Consider the following 17,599-nt stretch of genomic DNA (forward strand, 5'->3'; position numbering starts at 1 on the left):
CTCTTAATAACTAACGAATTCATCTTAAGACAGCCGAGCTATCTCCCTTGTTCTAAAGGTTGTTTTATTTAAATATATTCTAAAACATGTTACATGTTCCGTCAAACTAAACTGCAATTTTTTCTTCAACTGTTTCTTCTACTTTTACTCGTTTATCATAAATGCTCGTTGCTATAAGCGCTACTACAAGCATTACCATGATTGCTATAAACAATACTTCCATATTGTATAAATCCACAATTGCTCCGCCAACGACCGGTCCGAACATTTTCCCTACAGTCGCCGCACTATTTACGACACCTTGATAAAATCCTAATTTATCTTTTGGTGCAAGTATATTTGCAATCGTTGGAACCGCAGGCCATACAAATAACTCACCAATTGTTAATGTTACCATCGCAACGAGGAACATCGTAAATTGCTGCGCTTGACTTAACACAATGAATGACGCCGCAAAAATGAAGATTCCAATCATAATTTGTTGTTTTAAAGAACGCTTCATCCAACGAATTAGCATACTAACAAGTGGTTGCGCACAAACAATCATCGCTCCGTTTATCGTCCATAGTAAACTATAGTGACGAAGGCTAATATTCAATTCTTGCATATGTGTTGCAATCGCTCCTTGCCACTGTACGTATGTAACCCAGCATAAAGCATATGCTACACACACGATAAGAAGTGCTTTAAATCCAGGTGTAAGTGACCACCCTTTTTTCGTTTCGACTTCTTTTTGCACTCCTGGCTCTTTCTTGTCTTCCATACCGCGGAATCCAATAAAAGCAATTAAAAAGAAAACAAAGTATAAAATAAAATTCGCTAAGAAAATATAATCAAAACGATACGATGCAACTAATCCACCACATGCTGTTCCGATCGCAATACCAACATTTTGTCCAACGTACATCGCATTAAATGCCCGTCTTCCGCCTTCTGGCCAAACCGTACCAACCATCGCATACATCGATGGGAAGACCATTCCAGAACCGAAGCCGATTAACGCTAGCCATACAACATATAACGGCCAACCGTGGAAGAACACAAGACCTAAAATCGATACAAGTGTAATCACAATCCCTACTAAAGTTGATTTATAACCGCCCCATTTATCAAATAAAACACCGCCGAGCAAGTTTCCGATTACACCAGTAAGCGAATTGATCATTAATACCATTCCGGCCACAGATAAAGATTTTCCTAGGTGATCATGCAAATAAATTGTATTAAAAGGCCATAAAAAAGAAGCACCCGTGACATTAATAATCATCCCAGCTACTAATAGCCATACTTTCCTTGGCATAGTTTCCCCTCCTATTCTATTTTTTTCGTTCATATATATAACAGTAAAATTGTAGTCGTTTTTAAATAGGAAGGCAACTGATTAATAGTTGATGAAATTCAGATAATGGTTCGACGGTAAATGAAATTATACTGATTACTTCTTGGATTATATCAGCGATTATTAAAATATATCGACTTACCGACAAAAAATGACAACAGTAACAATGTATAAAGAGGCTGCATGAACTTCATGCAGCCTCTTTATACTATCCAACTTCCTTTTCTCGCTTCGCACTTTCTTTAGCGCTCCATTTAAATATTTTATCTAATAAGGAATATATTCTCCCAGATTCTTTCGTTAACAAAGGTCCTAACGATGCTAATATTAAAACATACAAAGCTGAGAATGGTTTAATAGTTGCCATTAAGCCGCCCGCAATTCCAATATTCGCGACGATAATGGAAAATTCTCCGCGTGATACAAGTGTTAAACCGATATTCGTAGAAGCCTTATGCGATAACCCAGCTTTACGCCCCGCAACCATTCCAGCAGTAAAATTACCGATAAGAGTAATGAAAACTGCTCCTAATGCCAACCACACTGCTCCTCCAAGTGAAAATGGGTCTATACTTAAACCGAAGCTGAAAAAGAATATAGCTCCAAAGAAATCACGAAACGGAACAACGAGCTGTTCAATTCGATCACTATGCTCTGTTTCAGAAAAGACGAGCCCCAATAATAATGCTCCAATCGCCTCCGCGACATGAATCGTTTCTGAAAATCCTGCTACAAAGAACAAAATAGCGAATATTACGATAATAAAAATTTCATTGGACGAAATATCTAACATTTTATTTAAAAATCGTGTAGCTTTTCTAGCAACTACAAAGAATAGTAGCATATACCCTACTGCGATTAAAATAGATGTAAGAGCCCCTACAAGTGACGTTGCCCCTCCGAGTACTAATCCTGAAACGACTGATAAATATACGGCTAAAAAGATATCATCAAACATAATGATTCCTAAAATTAGCTCCGTCTCTTTATTACCAGATCTTCTTAAATCAACAATTACTTTCGCAACAATTGCACTCGATGAAATTGTTATAATCCCAGCAATAATTAATGTTTCTAATAAGGGGAAACCCATTATATATCCGTAAAGTAAACCTAATATAAAATTAAGCGATATATGAACAGTTCCCCCAAAAGCAATTGATTTTCCTGATTTAATTAATTTTTTAATTGAGAATTCTAAGCCTAAATAGAATAAGAGGAATATAACGCCAACACGGCCGAGGAAGGAAATAACTTCTCCGCTTTCAATAAATCTTAAATCGATAAGCCCTAAATCTGGCGCATGTGGCCCCACTAGCATACCGAGTATAATGAGAAACGGAATAATGGAGAACTTTAACTTTGCAGCGAGAATAGCTGCAAAAGCGACTAATACTAACGCAGTCCCAACTTCAAAGATTAAAGTATCCATCGATTATGAATCCCCTCCTACTGAAAGCAACTCATTAATAATTCTTTTTACTTCATGTCTTTCACCTGATAATACAAGCATATCGCCAGCTTCAATGATAGAATCTGGGCCTGGATTAAAGAACTTCTTCATATTCTTTTTCAAAATGGCAATAATCGTTACATTATATGTGTTTCGGACATGTAAACTACCAATTGTTTTTTGTACGACTGGTGCATTATTTTCCACCTTAAACCACTCAATTGATAATCCTTCAAAGGCCATTTCAATCGTATCTAAAGCTTGTGGTCTATATACCATTCCGCCCAATATAGCTGCAATTTGTCTCGCTTCGGAATCACGAAGAGAGACGCTTGAAATACTCTCCTCATGATCAGCATCAAAATGGTACATTTCTCTTCGGCCATCATCATGAATAACGATAACCATCTTTTCATTACCTTTTGTAATCACTTCAAACTTACATCCAATACCCGGCAGTTCACTCTCTCTAATATTCATATTTTCCGCCTCCTAATTCTTTTAGTTACGGCTTTTATAAATCGACATCAATCTCCGTTTTAAAGGTCTCATCCTTTGAAATACCTAAATACTTTAGCGTCTCTGATGGAGTCGCGTGATGAAAATGTTTTTGCAACAGCGCAATCGCTATCCCTCTTTTGTACGCATGAAATCCGAATGTTTTTCGCATTGAATTCGTTCCGATCTTACCAACAACTCCAACTGCTTCTGCAGCATTATGAATTACACGATACGCTTGTTGGCGCGTAATTGAATTTGGCGTTTTATTAGATTGAAATACGTAATTTTCTCTTTTAACGCCAATAGATTGTACGTAATCTAAAAGCGCTTCTTTTACTTTTGTATTTAAATAAATATCTTGTTTGAATTTTTCATCTTTCACAGGAAGAGTATAAAACTCTTTAACAGTCCCATCTTCATTTAATACATCTTCAAATTTCATGCTAAGTAATTCTGTAATTTTTAATCCTGTGTTAATTCCAATAACAAATAAAAGATAATCTCGCTGGGAGTGCTCTTTTAAATATTTTTTCATAGCCTCAATTTGGCTTATATCTTTTAATGCCTCTACAACTTCCATACATGTATTCTCCTCATCTTATGAACGGTAATTTTCTCATTATGTTGTCCATTTTACCTTATCATGCTATGAGATTTCCATGTGTTATCCATTATTTTCACAATATACTCAGGTGGTTCTGAAAACTTTCAATGTGGAAACTTACGATTGTATAAATACGTTGCGGTAAAAAATGTGGGGATAAAAGTTCAGCTTCTTTCTACAGATTGGATTCCTCCTTTCCTTATACAGCTACTTCTACTTTTATATTACGTTACTTACTTGCATTATATTATATATATCAGTAACATTAAAGTATTTTTTCTGAAAATAATAAAAACCGAGCGTTTTTGCTCGGTTTTTATTATTAATCTTCTTTCGGAAGAACAATTCCTTTATACAATTGAACTGTAATGAAGTAATAAATCGCATAAATAACTACGAAAATTACGATTGGTACCCAAATACGGAAGTACGGATCGATTAAAATAAATCCGAAAATATTCATACCAACTAATACGTGAGCGATACCCACAATTGCTGGGAATAAGAATACTAAGAATAACTCTTTATAAATCGATTTCGTTAATAACTCACGGCGCACACCGATTTTACGGAGCATTTGATAACGCGTAATATCTTTTGATGCACCAGAAAGAATTTTAAACATAAGACAGCTTGCCATCATTGCTAAGAACGCAATTCCAAGGAAGAATCCCATAAACACTGTTCCGCTCGCAAAGCCGTAGAACATGTCATACATTTGATGTTTACTATTCATTTGTTCAGCTTTTACATTTTTATATTTATCTAGTTGCAACTCGTCAATTTTTTTCCATTCTTTTTCATATGTTAAGAAATCATCTACTTTTCCGATAAATGCTATACCTTCTTTACCATTTATCTCATCGTACATTTTTTGATTTACAATTTTAATTGCATGATCCTGATGTACATAGAATGGTTGGATTGTTCTGAAAGCCTCGTCCCATTCTTGTGGAAGTTCTTTCGCATTCGCATCTTTTTCATTCATTTCTCTAGCAACTGCACCTACTGGTAGTTCCTCTGAGACTTTTTTCGTTTTCACGCCATCCTTCATCGACTTCATATTTTCCATATCTCTTATTACAGGACGATTTTTCTCTAAATCCTCTTTTACATAGTAAACGTATTTATCATCGATTTTGTAACGATATTCATTTTTCTCTTTAAATGTAATACCATTTAAAATTTTCTTTTCTTCAGCCGTTGGATTATGAACTACTGAATCATAAATTTCAAATCCATCAACCATTTTTATAACGTTATTTTTAAACGCCATACCGCCTGAAATTGCACCAGCTCCGAGCGCAACTAACATTGCTACCGTCGCAAGCACCTTCGTTAAACTATTAATACGGAAATTTAATTGTGCAAATGTAAAAGCGTTAAGTCCTTTTTCACTACGCTTTTTATTACTCTTTAACTTTTTAATAAAGACCGGGAGAAGTGATCCAAACAGCATGTAAGTACCAGCTGTCGTTGTAATTAATGCAATAATGATTCCCATTTCTCTTAGTTTTTCCATGTAAATCATTGATGCATAGCCCATTCCTAATAAAATAACCGCAAGGAATGCAACTACACCTGTCATTTTTCCTTTTACTGCAACACGTTCTGTTTGTGCGTCTGCATGTACAAGTTGCAGGACAGAAATACGTGATAATTTAATACTGTTCATAATTGCCGATAATACAAATAGTGCAAAGAAGAAGATGCACGTAACAGTCATAGATGGCAGATAAAATGCTTTATAGCCTTCACCAGCAAATTCTAATTGTTTCATTAATAATTGACCGATACCTTCTGCAAGTCCTACACCAACTGCAATTCCAATTGCAAGAGACGCGGCGCCTAATACAATTGTCTCAATAAACATAAGTAATGTAACTTTATGCTTTTTTGCTCCTAACATCATATACATACCAAACTCTTTTTGACGAAGAGATAGTAAGAAAGAGTTCGCATACAAAATATAGAAGAACGTTATAATAGCTAGTAAAAATGAACCTGCTTGGAATACAAATCCAATTTGACCAATAGTAGAATTTTCCTTAAGGAAGGCCTCGTTTAACGCTAATGTTTGAAACATATAAAAAATTGAAATGGACATGACAAGACCAACAAGTAAGACGATATAATCTTTCAGCTTACTTTTTAGCCCTGACATGGAAAGTTTAAATAACATGCTCTAGAACCTCCCTTCTTACGCTTTTTGTGTGCCTAAGTCCGCAAGCACATCTAAAATTTCTTTATAAAACTCTTCACGTGTACCGCCGCGGTGAATTTCTTTATATAGCTCACCATCTTGAATGAATAAAATACGCTGACAGTAACTTGCACTGTACGGATCATGTGTAACCATCATAATAGATACGCCTTGATCTTTATTTAAGTTTGTCATCGCATCAAGTAAACTCGTTGCATTTTTAGAATCAAGCGCTCCTGTTGGCTCGTCCCCTAAAATAATTGCCGGCTCATGCACTAAAGCACGCGCTGCTGCCGAACGTTGCTTTTGCCCACCAGATACTTCAGATGGGTACTTTTGAAGTATTTCTGTAATCCCTAACATATCCGCTACTTTCTCGACTTTTGGTCCAATGTTACGTGATGGAACACCTTGCAAGGAAAGTGGAAGTGCAATGTTTTCATAAATAGATAAGTTTTCTAACAAATTAAAATCTTGGAAGATGAATCCTAATTTTTGTGAACGGAAATCAGAAAGCTCACCTTGCTTCATTTTTGTAATATCCGTACCCGCAATTTCAACAACGCCGCCCGTTGCTTTATCTAATGTTGAAATTACATTTAATAATGTCGTTTTACCAGAACCAGATGGTCCCATAATTCCAACAAACTCACCCTCTTGAATTGAGAATGACACACCTTTTAACGCGTGTGATTGGTTCTCACCTTTTTTACCGTACACTTTTTGAACGTTTTTCACGTCTACAACTGGTTTCGTCATATATATCCTCCTACGCTTGTTTTTCCATTACCTATTTTGCGCCTTTTGGAGGTGAACTGCTATTTGTTAACATTACATTTACCTTACACTTTTGTAATATAAAGAAGGTGGGCGTGTAAGTTTGGCTTTTACTACTTTGAATATTAGTGACATATCGAATCGGTAAATGAAATTATATCGGCGATTTTTCAAATATATCGGCGCAACTACAAAAGCTGAAAATAAAAATAGGCTGCTCCACAAAAGGAACAGCCCACTTCTCTCTCTATTTCTTTAAAGGTGTTACCGTCCAGTACGTAATAACACGCCAAATCCATTCTAATGGACCCATTTTAAAGATTTTCATCCAAATTACGCTAAATACAATTTGAATTGCATAAATTGCAATACATACATATAAAGTCTGCATGTAAGTTAAGTTACCTGCAAAGTTAAATACACTACCGGCAATTAAAATCATTGCCGTTTGTCCGATATAATTTGTTAAAGCCATACGACCGTAGTATTTCAATGGTGCTAATAATGTTTGAACTGGTTTTAACTGAAGTAATAAAATTAATGCTCCTACATAGAAAGCTGAAATAATTGGTCCAACAGTAATACCAATTTTTAGAAACTGGCTTGCAGCATCCATTGTTCCGTCTTCATTCATCAATATCATATTTACAAATGGGCCAGCAGGCACGTGTCCATATTGATACCATACAGCTATGACACTTAAAACAAACATAATGCCTGTAAAAATAGCGACTTTCTTTATATTTTGCGAAAGATTTTCAAATACACGATATTGTCCTGCAGCAAGACCTAATAAAATTAAACCAAGTGGTAATAGTTCTTTAACACCCATTACACTAAAGGCTATTGTCAAAATAAGACCAATTACTAAGTTCACTTGTTTTTTCGCTTTATAAAACGGTAAAACGATTAATCCGCAAATTGCATATAACGTTAACGCTTCTCCAGGCTGAAACATGTAATGAATCAAACCAAAAATAAATAATGCAACTACGCGGCGGAAAAATAGAACATATCCATTTTTCCCTTTCGCAATCGCTCTTGTAATGAAGATATAGAATCCCACTCCAAATAAGAATGAGAAAATCGAGAAGAAACGACCTTCTACAAATAAGTATAGAAACCTTTGATAGCTAGCATCTACTGTATTAGGATCTGGAGTTTTAATATTAAGTAGTGCTAAAATATTTACTAAAATAATCCCTAGTAGTGCAAAGCCACGAATGTAATCTAACTCATCAATTCGCTTGTTTATAATATTGTTCCCCATAAAGCAACTCCTTGTATAAAACTTAATCCTTTCTTACTCTACTGGAGAAAGCTGCTCACAACTATCGACAAACCTTACAGGAATCTTACATTATTGTCATATAGCAAAATAAAACCAGGTCATATTGCGACCTGGTCTACTCTGATTGTTTCGATTTTTGAGGTTGTCCTTTTTTACTATTACGCTGTTTTACTTGAACAATCGGATCAAGTTCATTCGAAAACTCAGCGTTATGTCCATTTTGCGTTTTTTGTTCTGGGTTATTTTGATCTGAACGTTTCGCCATTACATTCACTCCTTATTAGTGCGGTGTAATAATCATTTGATGTTGCAATTGGCGAATTGCCATACGTGCTCTATTTAATTGCTCACGTTGCTCATCATTTGCATGTTGTTGCATCGTTTGTAAATCGTTATACGCTTGTTCTAATTGTAACTGCGCATCCGAATACTCCATCGTATTATAATGCTCTTGTCTCATACCTTGGTCTAATTGTTCTTTCGCATATTCCACCGCTTGTTCCGCTTGTGTAATATACGATTCAAGTGATTGACGCTCTGCCATAATTGTCCCTCCTTGCTTCAATTCCCCTTTAGTGTGTCCCTTCCATCTGAACCTTATGAGTATGTTATAATGGATTTTGTTTCATTTTGACTCGGCTTAGGAGGGAAAGTAATGAAGGTTCAAAACCCTTTTCCATATACAAACGACAATAAACGTTATCATACATGGAATTATCATTTACGAAATGAATTTGGTGAAAAAATCTTTAAAGTTTCATTAGATGCTGGCTTTGATTGCCCGAACCGTGACGGTACAGTTGCTTATGGCGGTTGTACATTTTGCAGTGCTGCTGGATCTGGTGACTTCGCTGGCGATCGCCGCGATGATGTTATAACGCAATATCATGAAATGAAAGAAAAAATGCGCTCAAAGTGGAAAGATGGAAAATGTATCGCTTATTTCCAGGCGTACACAAATACACATGCACCACTTGAAGTGTTAAAAGAAAAATTCGAACCGCTTCTAGCAGAAAAAGACGTTGTCGGTCTTTCTATTGCGACTCGTCCAGATTGTTTACCGGACGATGTTGTTGAATATTTAGCGGACTTAAATAAACGCACTTACCTTTGGGTTGAACTCGGACTACAAACCGTCCATGAACGTACTGCAAATCTTATTAATCGTGCTCACGATTATCCTTCTTACGTTGAAGGTGTAAATAAATTACGTAAGCACGGCATTAAAGTTTGTTCTCATATTATTAACGGCCTTCCACTTGAAGATTACGACATGATGATGGAAACAGCTCGTGAAGTAGCGAAGCTTGATGTACAAGGAATTAAAATCCACTTACTTCACTTATTAAAAGGAACGCCAATGGTGAAGCAATACGAAAAAGGACAACTCGAGTTCCTTTCTCTTGAGGATTACGTAAGTCTCGTTGTTGACCAACTTGAAATTATTCCAGAAGACGTAATTGTGCACCGTATCACAGGTGACGGTCCGCCTGATTTAATGATTGGTCCAATGTGGAGCTTAAATAAATGGGAAGTATTAAATTCCATTGATGCAGAATTTGTACGCCGCGGAAGCTGGCAAGGAAAATATGCAAATGAGGAGAAACAAAAATGAAATTAGAACGTGTATTACCGTTTGCTCGCACTCTCTTGCAAACAGCAGTAAAAGAAGGCGATTACGCTGTAGATGCAACACTCGGCAATGGGCATGACACTTGCTTCCTAGCTGAAATCGTTGGAGATAACGGAAAAGTATTTGGATTTGATATTCAAAAAGAGGCAATTGAAAGCTCAACAACTAGTCTAAAAGAAAAAGAACTTTTCGAACGTACTGTTTTAGTTCACGATAGTCACGATACACTTCTATCCGTATTACCAGAAGATGCAAAAGGAAAAGTAACAGGCGCAATTTTCAACTTAGGTTACCTTCCAGGCGGAGACAAGCATATCGTTACAAAACCGAACTCAACAATCTCAGCGATCGAACAATTATTAGAAGTAATGGCACCTGAAGGTATCATCGTCCTTGTTATTTACCACGGACACCCAGAAGGACAAGTAGAACGCGACGCTGTACTTACATTTGCCGAAGAACTAGACCAAAAACAAGCACACGTACTGCGCTACGGCTTCATTAACCAACAAAATAACCCACCATTTATTGTGGCGATTGAGAAGCGATAAAGTGAAACTTTAATCAGTGGGGGCATCCCCACTGATTATTAGTTGAACCAATCGGGCATTTATGGGCAGTTTATCTCCCACCTAACCTCTTTGCTCCAGGCGAATTTTAAGGTGGGAGTTTTACTGCCCGTTAATGCGGGGTAATATATCAACGATTTTTCAATTATATCTATCGTAACTCGGGATATATCAACGATTTTTTCGATATATCTATCATAACTTACAATATATCAACGATTTTTTCGATATATCTATCATAACTTACAATATATCAACGATTTCTCGGATATATCGATTGTTCGACAAAACATAACAAAAAAAGACGTGCATTCATTGCACGTCTTTTTGTTATTCTCCTATATAATGGATGTAAACATTCTTAAAGGAGACGAAACAATGATCGGGATACTAGCAGGAATGGGACCAAAATCAACTGGGCCATTCGTCGATACAGTTGTAGCAAGGTGCCAAACAATATACGGAGCAAAGTATGATATGGACTTTCCTCATATGATGATCTATTCGTGCCCAACACCGTTTTACATGGATCGCCCTATTGATCACGAAGCGATGAAAAAGGCGATTATTGACGGAGCACAAAAACTTGAAAGTACTGGCGCAAGCTTTATCGCTATGCCGTGCAATACGGCGCATCTTTATTTTGAAGAATTACAGCGTTCGCTTTCTATCCCGATTTTAAATATAGTCGATGAAACGTTACAAGCAATTCCTGAAAATACAAAAAGAGTCGCTCTTCTCGCAACAGAAGCAACTGTTCAAGCTGGGATTTACCAAGATGGGATTGCAAAACGTAATATAGAGTACATTCATCATGAAAAATGGCAGGAAATGATTAATCAAATCATTACTTATATTAAATCTGGGGAGGTTGAAGAAGCTCGCGAATTGTGGAATGCGCTCGTTTTACAATTGAGAGAGGAAGTTGATACGGTAATTATCGCATGCACCGATTTGAATGTGGTGGCGAGTGAGGATTTTGTTGATTCCTCTCAATGTCTTGCTAATGCGGTTGTTAGGATGTATCTATCAAATACAAAGAAATCTTCATAAACATAGAAAACATCCCTTTTGAAATGTGTTTTATGTTTTATGAAAATCATCCTAAAAACTTTTAACTTTCTTCACAATTCTTTCAAAGTAATCACACTTAATCTCGCTATATTAAATAAGTAGTTATTCATATAGGGAAGGTTAGGGGAACTGAAAGTATGAAAGTAAATCGTTCGCTTCATTACATTCTTTGGCGTTGGCATTTTTATGCTGGGCTTTTTATTACGCCGCTTCTTATTACGTTGTCACTGAGCGGAATTGGGTATTTATTTCGGGAGGAAGTTGAAGATTTCATCTATAAAGATTTATATTTTGGGAAGAGTGCTCAAACAGAATCTATTTCGATGTCTGATTCTATTTCCTTAACAGAGAAAAAATATCCACATTATAGCGTGGCGAAAATTAGTGAGTTTAATGGGGATTATAATACGAGACTTACAATTGCAAATGAGTATACTGGGCAACAAAAATATGTGTATTTAGACAGCAATAATCAAATTGTTGGGGATCAAAACGCAAGTGAAACATTTGCCAATATAATGAGGGAATTACATAGTTCTCTTTTAGTTGGTGGCACTGTCGTAAACTATACTGTAGAACTCGCGGCATGCTGGACAATCTTTTTAATCGTAACCGGATTGTACATGAGTATACGACAATTCAAAAACACACCATCATCCAATAAGCGAGAAAAAGCAAAAAGACGTCATTCTATTATCGGTATTATATTTACAATTCCTCTCTTTCTGCTAGTCGCATCTGGATTGCCATGGTCAGGATTTATGGGGAACCAAATTTATAAAATCGCATCGTCAAATGAATCACTCGGATATCCAAAATTGTACATGGCTCCGCCTGAATCAAAGGTAAAAGAATTGCCGTGGGCAACAAGAAAAGAAGCTCCGCCTGAATCAAATTCAAATGAACCGAAAGCAATTTCTGTCGATGAATTACAAAAAGGAATTGAAATAAAGAAGCCATATGTTATTTCACTACCAGCTGATCCGAAAGGTGTATTCACTGTTTCGAAATCGAGCGGTTCTGGTATTACAGGTATGCATGTTGCACCAAATGAAGAGATAACAGCTTACTTTGACCAATATAGCGGGGAGCTCATTTCAAAAACGGACTATCGTGATTATGGATTACTTGCACAATGGTTCACTTACGGTATCCCGCTTCATGAAGGACATTTATTCGGATGGCCAAATAAAATATTATGCTTACTAACGACATTATCTCTACTACTTCTCATTTATTACGGAATAAAAATGTGGTTAGCAAGAAAGCCGAAAGGAAAATTAGCAGCACCTCCAAAACAAAGAGATAAGAAAAGTATATTCGTTTTCTTTATCATGATGGTGATACTAGGCGCTGTCATGCCTTTATTTGGACTATCTGTTTTAGTTATTTTTGCAATTGAACTTCTTATATATGTATTTTTAAAAATACGATCATAATGAAAAAGCATTTGTACCATCGTGTACAAATGCTTTTTATTTACTGTTCTCTTTTTTTCTACCACTTATTAAAAAAACAATATCTACTATAATAATCAATGCAATGATAATTTGAGCTACATAATCCATCGTTGTAGGACCGCCGGTTTTATTCATCATCATATACATTCCAGTTACAAATGAAATGGAAAGTAGCACAAGTAATGTTACTTCAATATTGTCATATAGCTTTTGAAACAATCGCTTCATTTCCACCACCACCTTTACCATATTATAACAAAAAACCACTCTACATGAGTGGTTTTCTTCATCACTGCGCTGTTTTCTTTCGGTACATCTTCCCGTTCCAATAGAAGAATCGTGAAGTGAGGCCTCCGTACTTTACAATGCGCCGTGCCATTTTGTGCATATTCTTTTGTGCTGATACTTTTTGATCTGATAAATAAATACCAAGTAACCCTCGGCTTATAAGGCGATGAAACTTCGCATGAGGCAAATCACCAATGCTCTTCTCCGCTTCTTCTACAAAGTGTTTCATCCGATCTAATATCGCTTGCTCGTTTTCATAATAACTACAGAAATTCAAATCTCCGCCTATACGGTCTTCTTCTTGATCAATGAAATAATCAAGTAAGATATGAAGTCCTTGTACGTAAGGGAAGTACCCTTGTCTAATTTTCGCAATATCTTCATCATGTAACTCATCATGAAATGCATATGCTACAAGACAGAAAATTCCAAGTGTAGAACCGGCACATGCTGAAAATTCAAACCAACTCATCTCAGGTAAGTTTTCTTTATGTGCTTCAAACCAATTTTTCAGGCGCGGCTCTCTTTCTTCTAACTTCACGTGTTTATGAATTTGCAAATCACAATAATAACAAGCAAGTTCATGAAGAACAGGAGCAATTTTGTCATAGTGCTTCGTTTTCTTTAAAACATCTTGGCATGTTTCAACAAGTTCATCTAAATAACCACCATCATCTTGATCATCACGATAACGATAATAATTACCGCCACCTTCTACTTCAGGTGATAATGCCATTAACATCGATTCATGCAGTGCGGCAAAATCATTTGGATCAAGTGATGTACTGCGATCACATAAATTATCTAAATAGTCGCTGATCGTTTGATACGCTACGATAAAACGAATACATTCTTCTCGGTGTTCATTTGCTAGCAGAGCTAAAATGCCACCGCCCTCACAATGAAACGTTTTATGCTCAATACTTGCGATTGCCTGACTATGAAGCTCATCATTCGGAATATGGTAGGCACGCTCTTTCCACATCGCTAGCTCATGGTGTACAACCGGAAACACATCACGGTATACTTTCGCCATGAGCGTTATGGGATTACTCGGTACGTTCACTTCTTCCTTCATCTCCTCTATTAAATGTACAAATAATGATTTATTTGTTTGTTTTTACTATATTATTGACATGCATTTCAGTAAATGACTGAATATAACTCAAAATTTCATCACGCTCATACTCATTTAATAACTCGTGATAACAATTCGGCCATTCTTTAAAAGCCTTATCACTTATTTTAACATTATCAAACCAAGTGCGGACACGTGTTTTATCTACAAGTTTATCCTCACAAGCTTGCATTAGCAAGAGCGGAACATCCGGAAAATTATCTATTTTTTTATGAGCAATTTCGATAGACTTAATCAATTCACTATACCAACGTACTGATACTTTGCGCAAGAACAAAGAATCATTCTCCATTGCATCTCTCACTTCGTGGTTACGTGTTGACATTTCCACCGTAAGATTCGTTGCAAATTGCAATTTTGGAGCCACAACATTTAATATTTTTGAAGCAAATTGAAGCGGAGCAGAGGGTCCAGTCACTACCCCTAAACAAGGCGAACTCAAAATAATACCCTCTACATCTTCTCTCTTCGTTTCTTGCATCATACGAATGACAATAAGACCACCCATACTATGACCGAATAGAAAAATAGGTAACCTATACTTTCTTGCTTCTTTCACCCATAGTTTAACTTCCTCTATGTATTCATCAAATGAATCAATATGTCCTCTATTTCTTGAAGTCGTTCCATGTGACGGAAGATCCCCCATCACGACGTGGTAGCCGATATGATTCCACATTTCCGCAACGGCTTCGTAACGTCCGTGATATTCCATTGCGCCGTGCACAATAACAATGACAGCCTTTGCTTCCTCCGCTTCATAATTCCACATACGGCTCTCCTCCATTTCACTCTTTCTCATAATTTGATACACTAAAACTAGTCTCTAGGAAAGGAAGACTTTACATGATATATCCTTACAAAGAAAAAAAACCGAAAATTGCGAGTAGTGCTTTTATCGCTGACTATGTTACGATTACAGGCGATGTTTACGTTGGCGAGGAATCAAGTATTTGGTTTAATACAGTCATCCGTGGTGATGTGTCACCAACAATCATTGGAGACCGAGTAAATATACAAGACCAATGTACACTCCACCAAAGCCCTCAGTATCCTCTTATCTTAGAAGATGATGTTACAGTTGGGCATCAAGTTATTTTACATAGTTGTCATATTAAAAAAGATGCTTTAATTGGAATGGGATCCATTATATTAGATGGTGCTGAAATTGGCGAAGGAGCTTTTATCGGCGCTGGAAGCCTCGTTTCACAAGGAAAGAAAATTCCACCAAACACGTTAGCTTTCGGTCGTCCCGCGAAAGTCATTCGTGAATTAACAGCAGAAGACCGTAAAGATATGGATCGTATTCGCACGCAATACGTTGAAAAAGGTCAATATTATAAATCATTACAGAAGTAAATTTCCGCTGCCATAAGATTGGCAGCTTTTTTTATATAAAAACTAACTTTTTCTTTACAAAACATTATTACTCCCTCAACAAAATCTTATTAAAATAAAAGCTAATATCTCCATATATATGTAAACGAGGGAGGAGAATTTTCATGAAGGTCAGTGGATTATATAAAATAGAATGTTACATTTTTAAAGGAATTAATCGCTACTTTGATCAAAAAACATTAAATATCTTTTTCAGCAATATTACTCATATCGGTGGCGCGACTTTCTCCATCGCACTCACACTTTTCTTTTTAATTTTTGCAAAAGGTACTTTACATCAAGCAGCAATTGCAACTGCTATTTCTTTAGCAATTAGCCATATTCCTGTACAAATATTAAAAAGATGGTATCCACGAAAACGTCCTTATTTAACAATTCAGGATGCAAAATATCCAGTCCATCCATTAAAAGACCACTCTTTCCCGTCTGGTCATACAACAGCCGTTTTCTCTGTCTTCATTCCATTTATTTGCTATAATCCAAGCTTACTTGCTTTCCTATTACCGTTAGCATTATGCGTTGGTATTTCACGTATTTATTTAGGACTTCACTATCCGTCAGATGTATTCGTCGGTATGTGCCTTGGCACTTGCTCTGGCATCATCTCTTTTTATCAATTCATCCCACTTTTCACATAAAGGAGTGATATGATGAGAGTCGCCATTTTTACCGATACTTTTACGCCACAAGTTAACGGGGTTGCGAAAACGTTAGAGCGATTAACACGATATTTTCAGAAAGAACAGATCGCCTATTCTGTTTTCGCCCCTCAGCATACAGCTGAAGATAATTTTGTAGCGAATGTGAATAAGATGAGAAGTATCCCGTTAACAATATTATATCCAGAATGTCGTTTTTCTTTTCCTACTCCGCGTATTAAACGGGAACTACTTTCCTTTAAACCTGACATTATTCACATTGCCACACCTTTCAACATGGGACTTTGTGGATTGTATTATGCAAAAAAGTTAAACATCCCAGTTGTCGGTTCTTATCATACTGATTTCGATGCCTATTTACGTTATTACAAAATCGAATTCCTCTCCAATATGCTGTGGAACTATTTAAAATGGTTTCATAGTCATATGCAAAAAAATTTTGTACCCTCTCCTGAAACATTACATCAATTAAAACATAAAGGCTTTCAGGCCCTCTCTATTTGGGGACGTGGTGTAGATTGCACACTCTTTCATCCAGCTTACAATACAGACCTATTCCGAAAAAAATATAATATTACAGCGAAGTACGTCCTTTCCTACGTTGGACGAATTGCTCCTGAGAAAGATATTGATACGTTGCAAAATCTTATCGTTAAATCAGCACATACTCGAAGCGACATTCATTGGCTTATAACAGGAGACGGTCCTCTAGCAACAAGTTTACGTGAAGCTGTTCCGAAAACAAATATCACTTTTACTGGCTATTTACAAAGTGCAGATTTAGCTGAAGCATATGCTTGTTCTAACATAATGGTATTTCCATCAGCTACTGAAACATTCGGAAATGTCGTACTTGAATCACTCGCATGCGGTACACCTGTTATTGGTGCAAATAGTGGCGGGGTTAAAAATATTATTACAGATGGAAAAACGGGAGTTCTTTGTCCGCCTAAAAATGAAGATGCATTTCTATCATCCATTTATTTTTTATTACAAAATGAAGAAAAACTTGAGCAGATGGGAATAGCAGCTTCCTCTTTTGCGAAATCAAAGAGCTGGGATGAGATTTTTCGTGGCTTGCTTAACCAATATGAAGAAGTCCTTCAGCATAACGCATCAGAGTTGCTTGCTTAAATAGAAAAACTCCCTTCAAAAAAACGAAGGGAGTTTATTACATGGTCATAAATTTTAGTTTAATAAATGATACATAAG

19 protein-coding genes are annotated in these 17,599 nt (G+C 36.4%); 7 read left to right on the forward strand and 12 right to left on the reverse strand.

Annotation, left to right across the window (positions count from 1 at the left end):
- Nucleotides 1-106: 106 nt before the first annotated feature.
- The 9 genes from GD442_RS23265 to GD442_RS23305 all read right to left on the reverse strand — a co-directional run bounded on the left by GD442_RS23265 (nucleotide 107) and on the right by GD442_RS23305 (nucleotide 8,712).
- Nucleotides 107-1,300, reverse strand: a complete 1,194-nt coding sequence (locus GD442_RS23265) for an MDR family MFS transporter (protein WP_001137561.1) — start codon at nucleotides 1,298-1,300, stop codon at nucleotides 107-109.
- 247 nt (nucleotides 1,301-1,547) lie between these two features.
- Nucleotides 1,548-2,771 carry a cation:proton antiporter gene (locus tag GD442_RS23270; protein ID WP_000380179.1) on the reverse strand — a complete coding sequence of 408 codons (1,224 nt, stop codon included), beginning with the start codon at nucleotides 2,769-2,771 and terminating at the stop codon, nucleotides 1,548-1,550.
- 3 nt (nucleotides 2,772-2,774) lie between these two features.
- Nucleotides 2,775-3,272 carry a cation:proton antiporter regulatory subunit gene (locus tag GD442_RS23275; protein ID WP_001026053.1) on the reverse strand — a complete coding sequence of 166 codons (498 nt, stop codon included), beginning with the start codon at nucleotides 3,270-3,272 and terminating at the stop codon, nucleotides 2,775-2,777.
- A 34-nt stretch (nucleotides 3,273-3,306) separates the two neighbouring features.
- Nucleotides 3,307-3,873, reverse strand: a complete 567-nt coding sequence (locus tag GD442_RS23280; RefSeq protein WP_000454210.1) for a tyrosine-type recombinase/integrase — start codon at nucleotides 3,871-3,873, stop codon at nucleotides 3,307-3,309.
- Between the two features lie 346 nt (nucleotides 3,874-4,219).
- Nucleotides 4,220-6,079, reverse strand: a complete 1,860-nt coding sequence (locus GD442_RS23285) for an FtsX-like permease family protein (RefSeq protein ID WP_000897745.1) — start codon at nucleotides 6,077-6,079, stop codon at nucleotides 4,220-4,222.
- Between the two features lie 18 nt (nucleotides 6,080-6,097).
- Nucleotides 6,098-6,859 carry an ABC transporter ATP-binding protein gene (locus GD442_RS23290; protein ID WP_000165844.1) on the reverse strand — a complete coding sequence of 254 codons (762 nt, stop codon included), beginning with the start codon at nucleotides 6,857-6,859 and terminating at the stop codon, nucleotides 6,098-6,100.
- A gap of 265 nt (nucleotides 6,860-7,124) precedes the next feature.
- Entirely contained in the window at nucleotides 7,125-8,147 is a 1,023-nt protein-coding gene (locus GD442_RS23295; protein WP_000527695.1) for a DUF418 domain-containing protein, read from the reverse strand.
- A gap of 136 nt (nucleotides 8,148-8,283) precedes the next feature.
- Nucleotides 8,284-8,433 (reverse strand): hypothetical protein, encoded by a 150-nt coding sequence (locus tag GD442_RS23300; RefSeq protein WP_001129340.1) that lies wholly within the window; start codon nucleotides 8,431-8,433, stop codon nucleotides 8,284-8,286.
- A gap of 15 nt (nucleotides 8,434-8,448) precedes the next feature.
- Complete coding sequence (locus GD442_RS23305) at nucleotides 8,449-8,712, reverse strand: YtzC family protein (protein ID WP_000840869.1); 264 nt, start codon at nucleotides 8,710-8,712, stop codon at nucleotides 8,449-8,451.
- A gap of 111 nt (nucleotides 8,713-8,823) precedes the next feature.
- On the opposite strand from GD442_RS23305, the gene mnmL reads away from it, so the two are divergent.
- From mnmL to GD442_RS23325, 4 genes are all read left to right on the forward strand, one after another.
- Nucleotides 8,824-9,783 (forward strand): tRNA modification radical SAM protein MnmL/YtqA, encoded by a 960-nt coding sequence (mnmL, locus tag GD442_RS23310; protein WP_000868029.1) that lies wholly within the window; start codon nucleotides 8,824-8,826, stop codon nucleotides 9,781-9,783.
- Nucleotides 9,780-10,352, forward strand: coding sequence for a tRNA 5-(aminomethyl)-2-thiouridylate-methyltransferase MnmM (gene mnmM, locus GD442_RS23315; RefSeq protein ID WP_086401164.1), 573 nt, complete (start codon nucleotides 9,780-9,782; stop codon nucleotides 10,350-10,352). The genes mnmL and mnmM overlap by 4 nt, the downstream gene beginning before the upstream one ends.
- A 396-nt stretch (nucleotides 10,353-10,748) precedes the next feature.
- A complete protein-coding gene (locus GD442_RS23320) occupies nucleotides 10,749-11,423 on the forward strand; it encodes an aspartate/glutamate racemase family protein (RefSeq protein WP_071740521.1) in 675 nt (224 codons plus the stop codon).
- 158 nt (nucleotides 11,424-11,581) lie between these two features.
- On the forward strand, nucleotides 11,582-12,883 hold the full coding sequence (locus GD442_RS23325) for a PepSY-associated TM helix domain-containing protein (protein ID WP_071740520.1): 1,302 nt from the start codon (nucleotides 11,582-11,584) through the stop codon (nucleotides 12,881-12,883).
- Between the two features lie 36 nt (nucleotides 12,884-12,919).
- Here GD442_RS23325 and GD442_RS23330 read toward each other — a convergent pair whose 3' ends face one another.
- The 3 genes from GD442_RS23330 to GD442_RS23340 are packed head-to-tail and all read right to left on the reverse strand — an operon-like array spanning nucleotide 12,920 to nucleotide 15,102.
- Complete coding sequence (locus GD442_RS23330; RefSeq protein ID WP_118961730.1) at nucleotides 12,920-13,153, reverse strand: hypothetical protein; 234 nt, start codon at nucleotides 13,151-13,153, stop codon at nucleotides 12,920-12,922.
- 40 nt (nucleotides 13,154-13,193) lie between these two features.
- Nucleotides 13,194-14,258, reverse strand: a complete 1,065-nt coding sequence (locus GD442_RS23335; protein ID WP_001102461.1) for a tetraprenyl-beta-curcumene synthase family protein — start codon at nucleotides 14,256-14,258, stop codon at nucleotides 13,194-13,196.
- A 40-nt stretch (nucleotides 14,259-14,298) separates the two neighbouring features.
- Nucleotides 14,299-15,102, reverse strand: a complete 804-nt coding sequence (locus tag GD442_RS23340) for an alpha/beta hydrolase (protein ID WP_086401163.1) — start codon at nucleotides 15,100-15,102, stop codon at nucleotides 14,299-14,301.
- Nucleotides 15,103-15,176: 74 nt separating this feature from the next.
- Here GD442_RS23340 and GD442_RS23345 point away from each other — a divergent pair, with 74 nt between their 5' ends.
- The 3 genes from GD442_RS23345 (at nucleotide 15,177) to GD442_RS23355 (ending at nucleotide 17,521) form a co-directional block, all read left to right on the forward strand.
- Nucleotides 15,177-15,689 (forward strand): gamma carbonic anhydrase, encoded by a 513-nt coding sequence (locus tag GD442_RS23345; RefSeq protein ID WP_086401162.1) that lies wholly within the window; start codon nucleotides 15,177-15,179, stop codon nucleotides 15,687-15,689.
- Nucleotides 15,690-15,832: 143 nt separating this feature from the next.
- Nucleotides 15,833-16,366, forward strand: coding sequence for a phosphatase PAP2 family protein (locus tag GD442_RS23350; RefSeq protein WP_000868582.1), 534 nt, complete (start codon nucleotides 15,833-15,835; stop codon nucleotides 16,364-16,366).
- A gap of 12 nt (nucleotides 16,367-16,378) precedes the next feature.
- Complete coding sequence (locus GD442_RS23355) at nucleotides 16,379-17,521, forward strand: glycosyltransferase family 4 protein (RefSeq protein WP_086401161.1); 1,143 nt, start codon at nucleotides 16,379-16,381, stop codon at nucleotides 17,519-17,521.
- The last annotated feature ends 78 nt before the right edge of the window (nucleotides 17,522-17,599 follow it).

It is taken from the genome of Bacillus sp. A260, from assembly GCF_009861435.1.
Lineage (GTDB): Bacteria > Bacillota > Bacilli > Bacillales > Bacillaceae_G > Bacillus_A > Bacillus_A cereus.

Excerpts from the sequence above, each read along its gene's own strand:
- GD442_RS23325 (WP_071740520.1), top strand. The coding sequence starts at position 11,582 with ATGAAAGTAAATCGTTCGCTTCATTACATTCTTTGGCGTTGGCATTTT.
- GD442_RS23300 (WP_001129340.1), bottom strand. The coding sequence starts at position 8,433 with ATGGCGAAACGTTCAGATCAAAATAACCCAGAACAAAAAACGCAAAAT.
- GD442_RS23270 (WP_000380179.1), bottom strand. The coding sequence starts at position 2,771 with ATGGATACTTTAATCTTTGAAGTTGGGACTGCGTTAGTATTAGTCGCT.
- GD442_RS23295 (WP_000527695.1), bottom strand. The coding sequence starts at position 8,147 with ATGGGGAACAATATTATAAACAAGCGAATTGATGAGTTAGATTACATT.
- GD442_RS23305 (WP_000840869.1), bottom strand. The coding sequence starts at position 8,712 with ATGGCAGAGCGTCAATCACTTGAATCGTATATTACACAAGCGGAACAA.
- GD442_RS23350 (WP_000868582.1), top strand. The coding sequence starts at position 15,833 with ATGAAGGTCAGTGGATTATATAAAATAGAATGTTACATTTTTAAAGGA.
- mnmM (WP_086401164.1), top strand. The coding sequence starts at position 9,780 with ATGAAATTAGAACGTGTATTACCGTTTGCTCGCACTCTCTTGCAAACA.
- GD442_RS23280 (WP_000454210.1), bottom strand. The coding sequence starts at position 3,873 with ATGGAAGTTGTAGAGGCATTAAAAGATATAAGCCAAATTGAGGCTATG.
- GD442_RS23355 (WP_086401161.1), top strand. The coding sequence starts at position 16,379 with ATGAGAGTCGCCATTTTTACCGATACTTTTACGCCACAAGTTAACGGG.
- GD442_RS23340 (WP_086401163.1), bottom strand. The coding sequence starts at position 15,102 with ATGTGGAATTATGAAGCGGAGGAAGCAAAGGCTGTCATTGTTATTGTG.
- GD442_RS23265 (WP_001137561.1), bottom strand. The coding sequence starts at position 1,300 with ATGCCAAGGAAAGTATGGCTATTAGTAGCTGGGATGATTATTAATGTC.
- GD442_RS23345 (WP_086401162.1), top strand. The coding sequence starts at position 15,177 with ATGATATATCCTTACAAAGAAAAAAAACCGAAAATTGCGAGTAGTGCT.
- GD442_RS23285 (WP_000897745.1), bottom strand. The coding sequence starts at position 6,079 with ATGTTATTTAAACTTTCCATGTCAGGGCTAAAAAGTAAGCTGAAAGAT.
- GD442_RS23275 (WP_001026053.1), bottom strand. The coding sequence starts at position 3,272 with ATGAATATTAGAGAGAGTGAACTGCCGGGTATTGGATGTAAGTTTGAA.
- GD442_RS23290 (WP_000165844.1), bottom strand. The coding sequence starts at position 6,859 with ATGACGAAACCAGTTGTAGACGTGAAAAACGTTCAAAAAGTGTACGGT.
- mnmL (WP_000868029.1), top strand. The coding sequence starts at position 8,824 with ATGAAGGTTCAAAACCCTTTTCCATATACAAACGACAATAAACGTTAT.
- GD442_RS23330 (WP_118961730.1), bottom strand. The coding sequence starts at position 13,153 with ATGGTAAAGGTGGTGGTGGAAATGAAGCGATTGTTTCAAAAGCTATAT.
- GD442_RS23320 (WP_071740521.1), top strand. The coding sequence starts at position 10,749 with ATGATCGGGATACTAGCAGGAATGGGACCAAAATCAACTGGGCCATTC.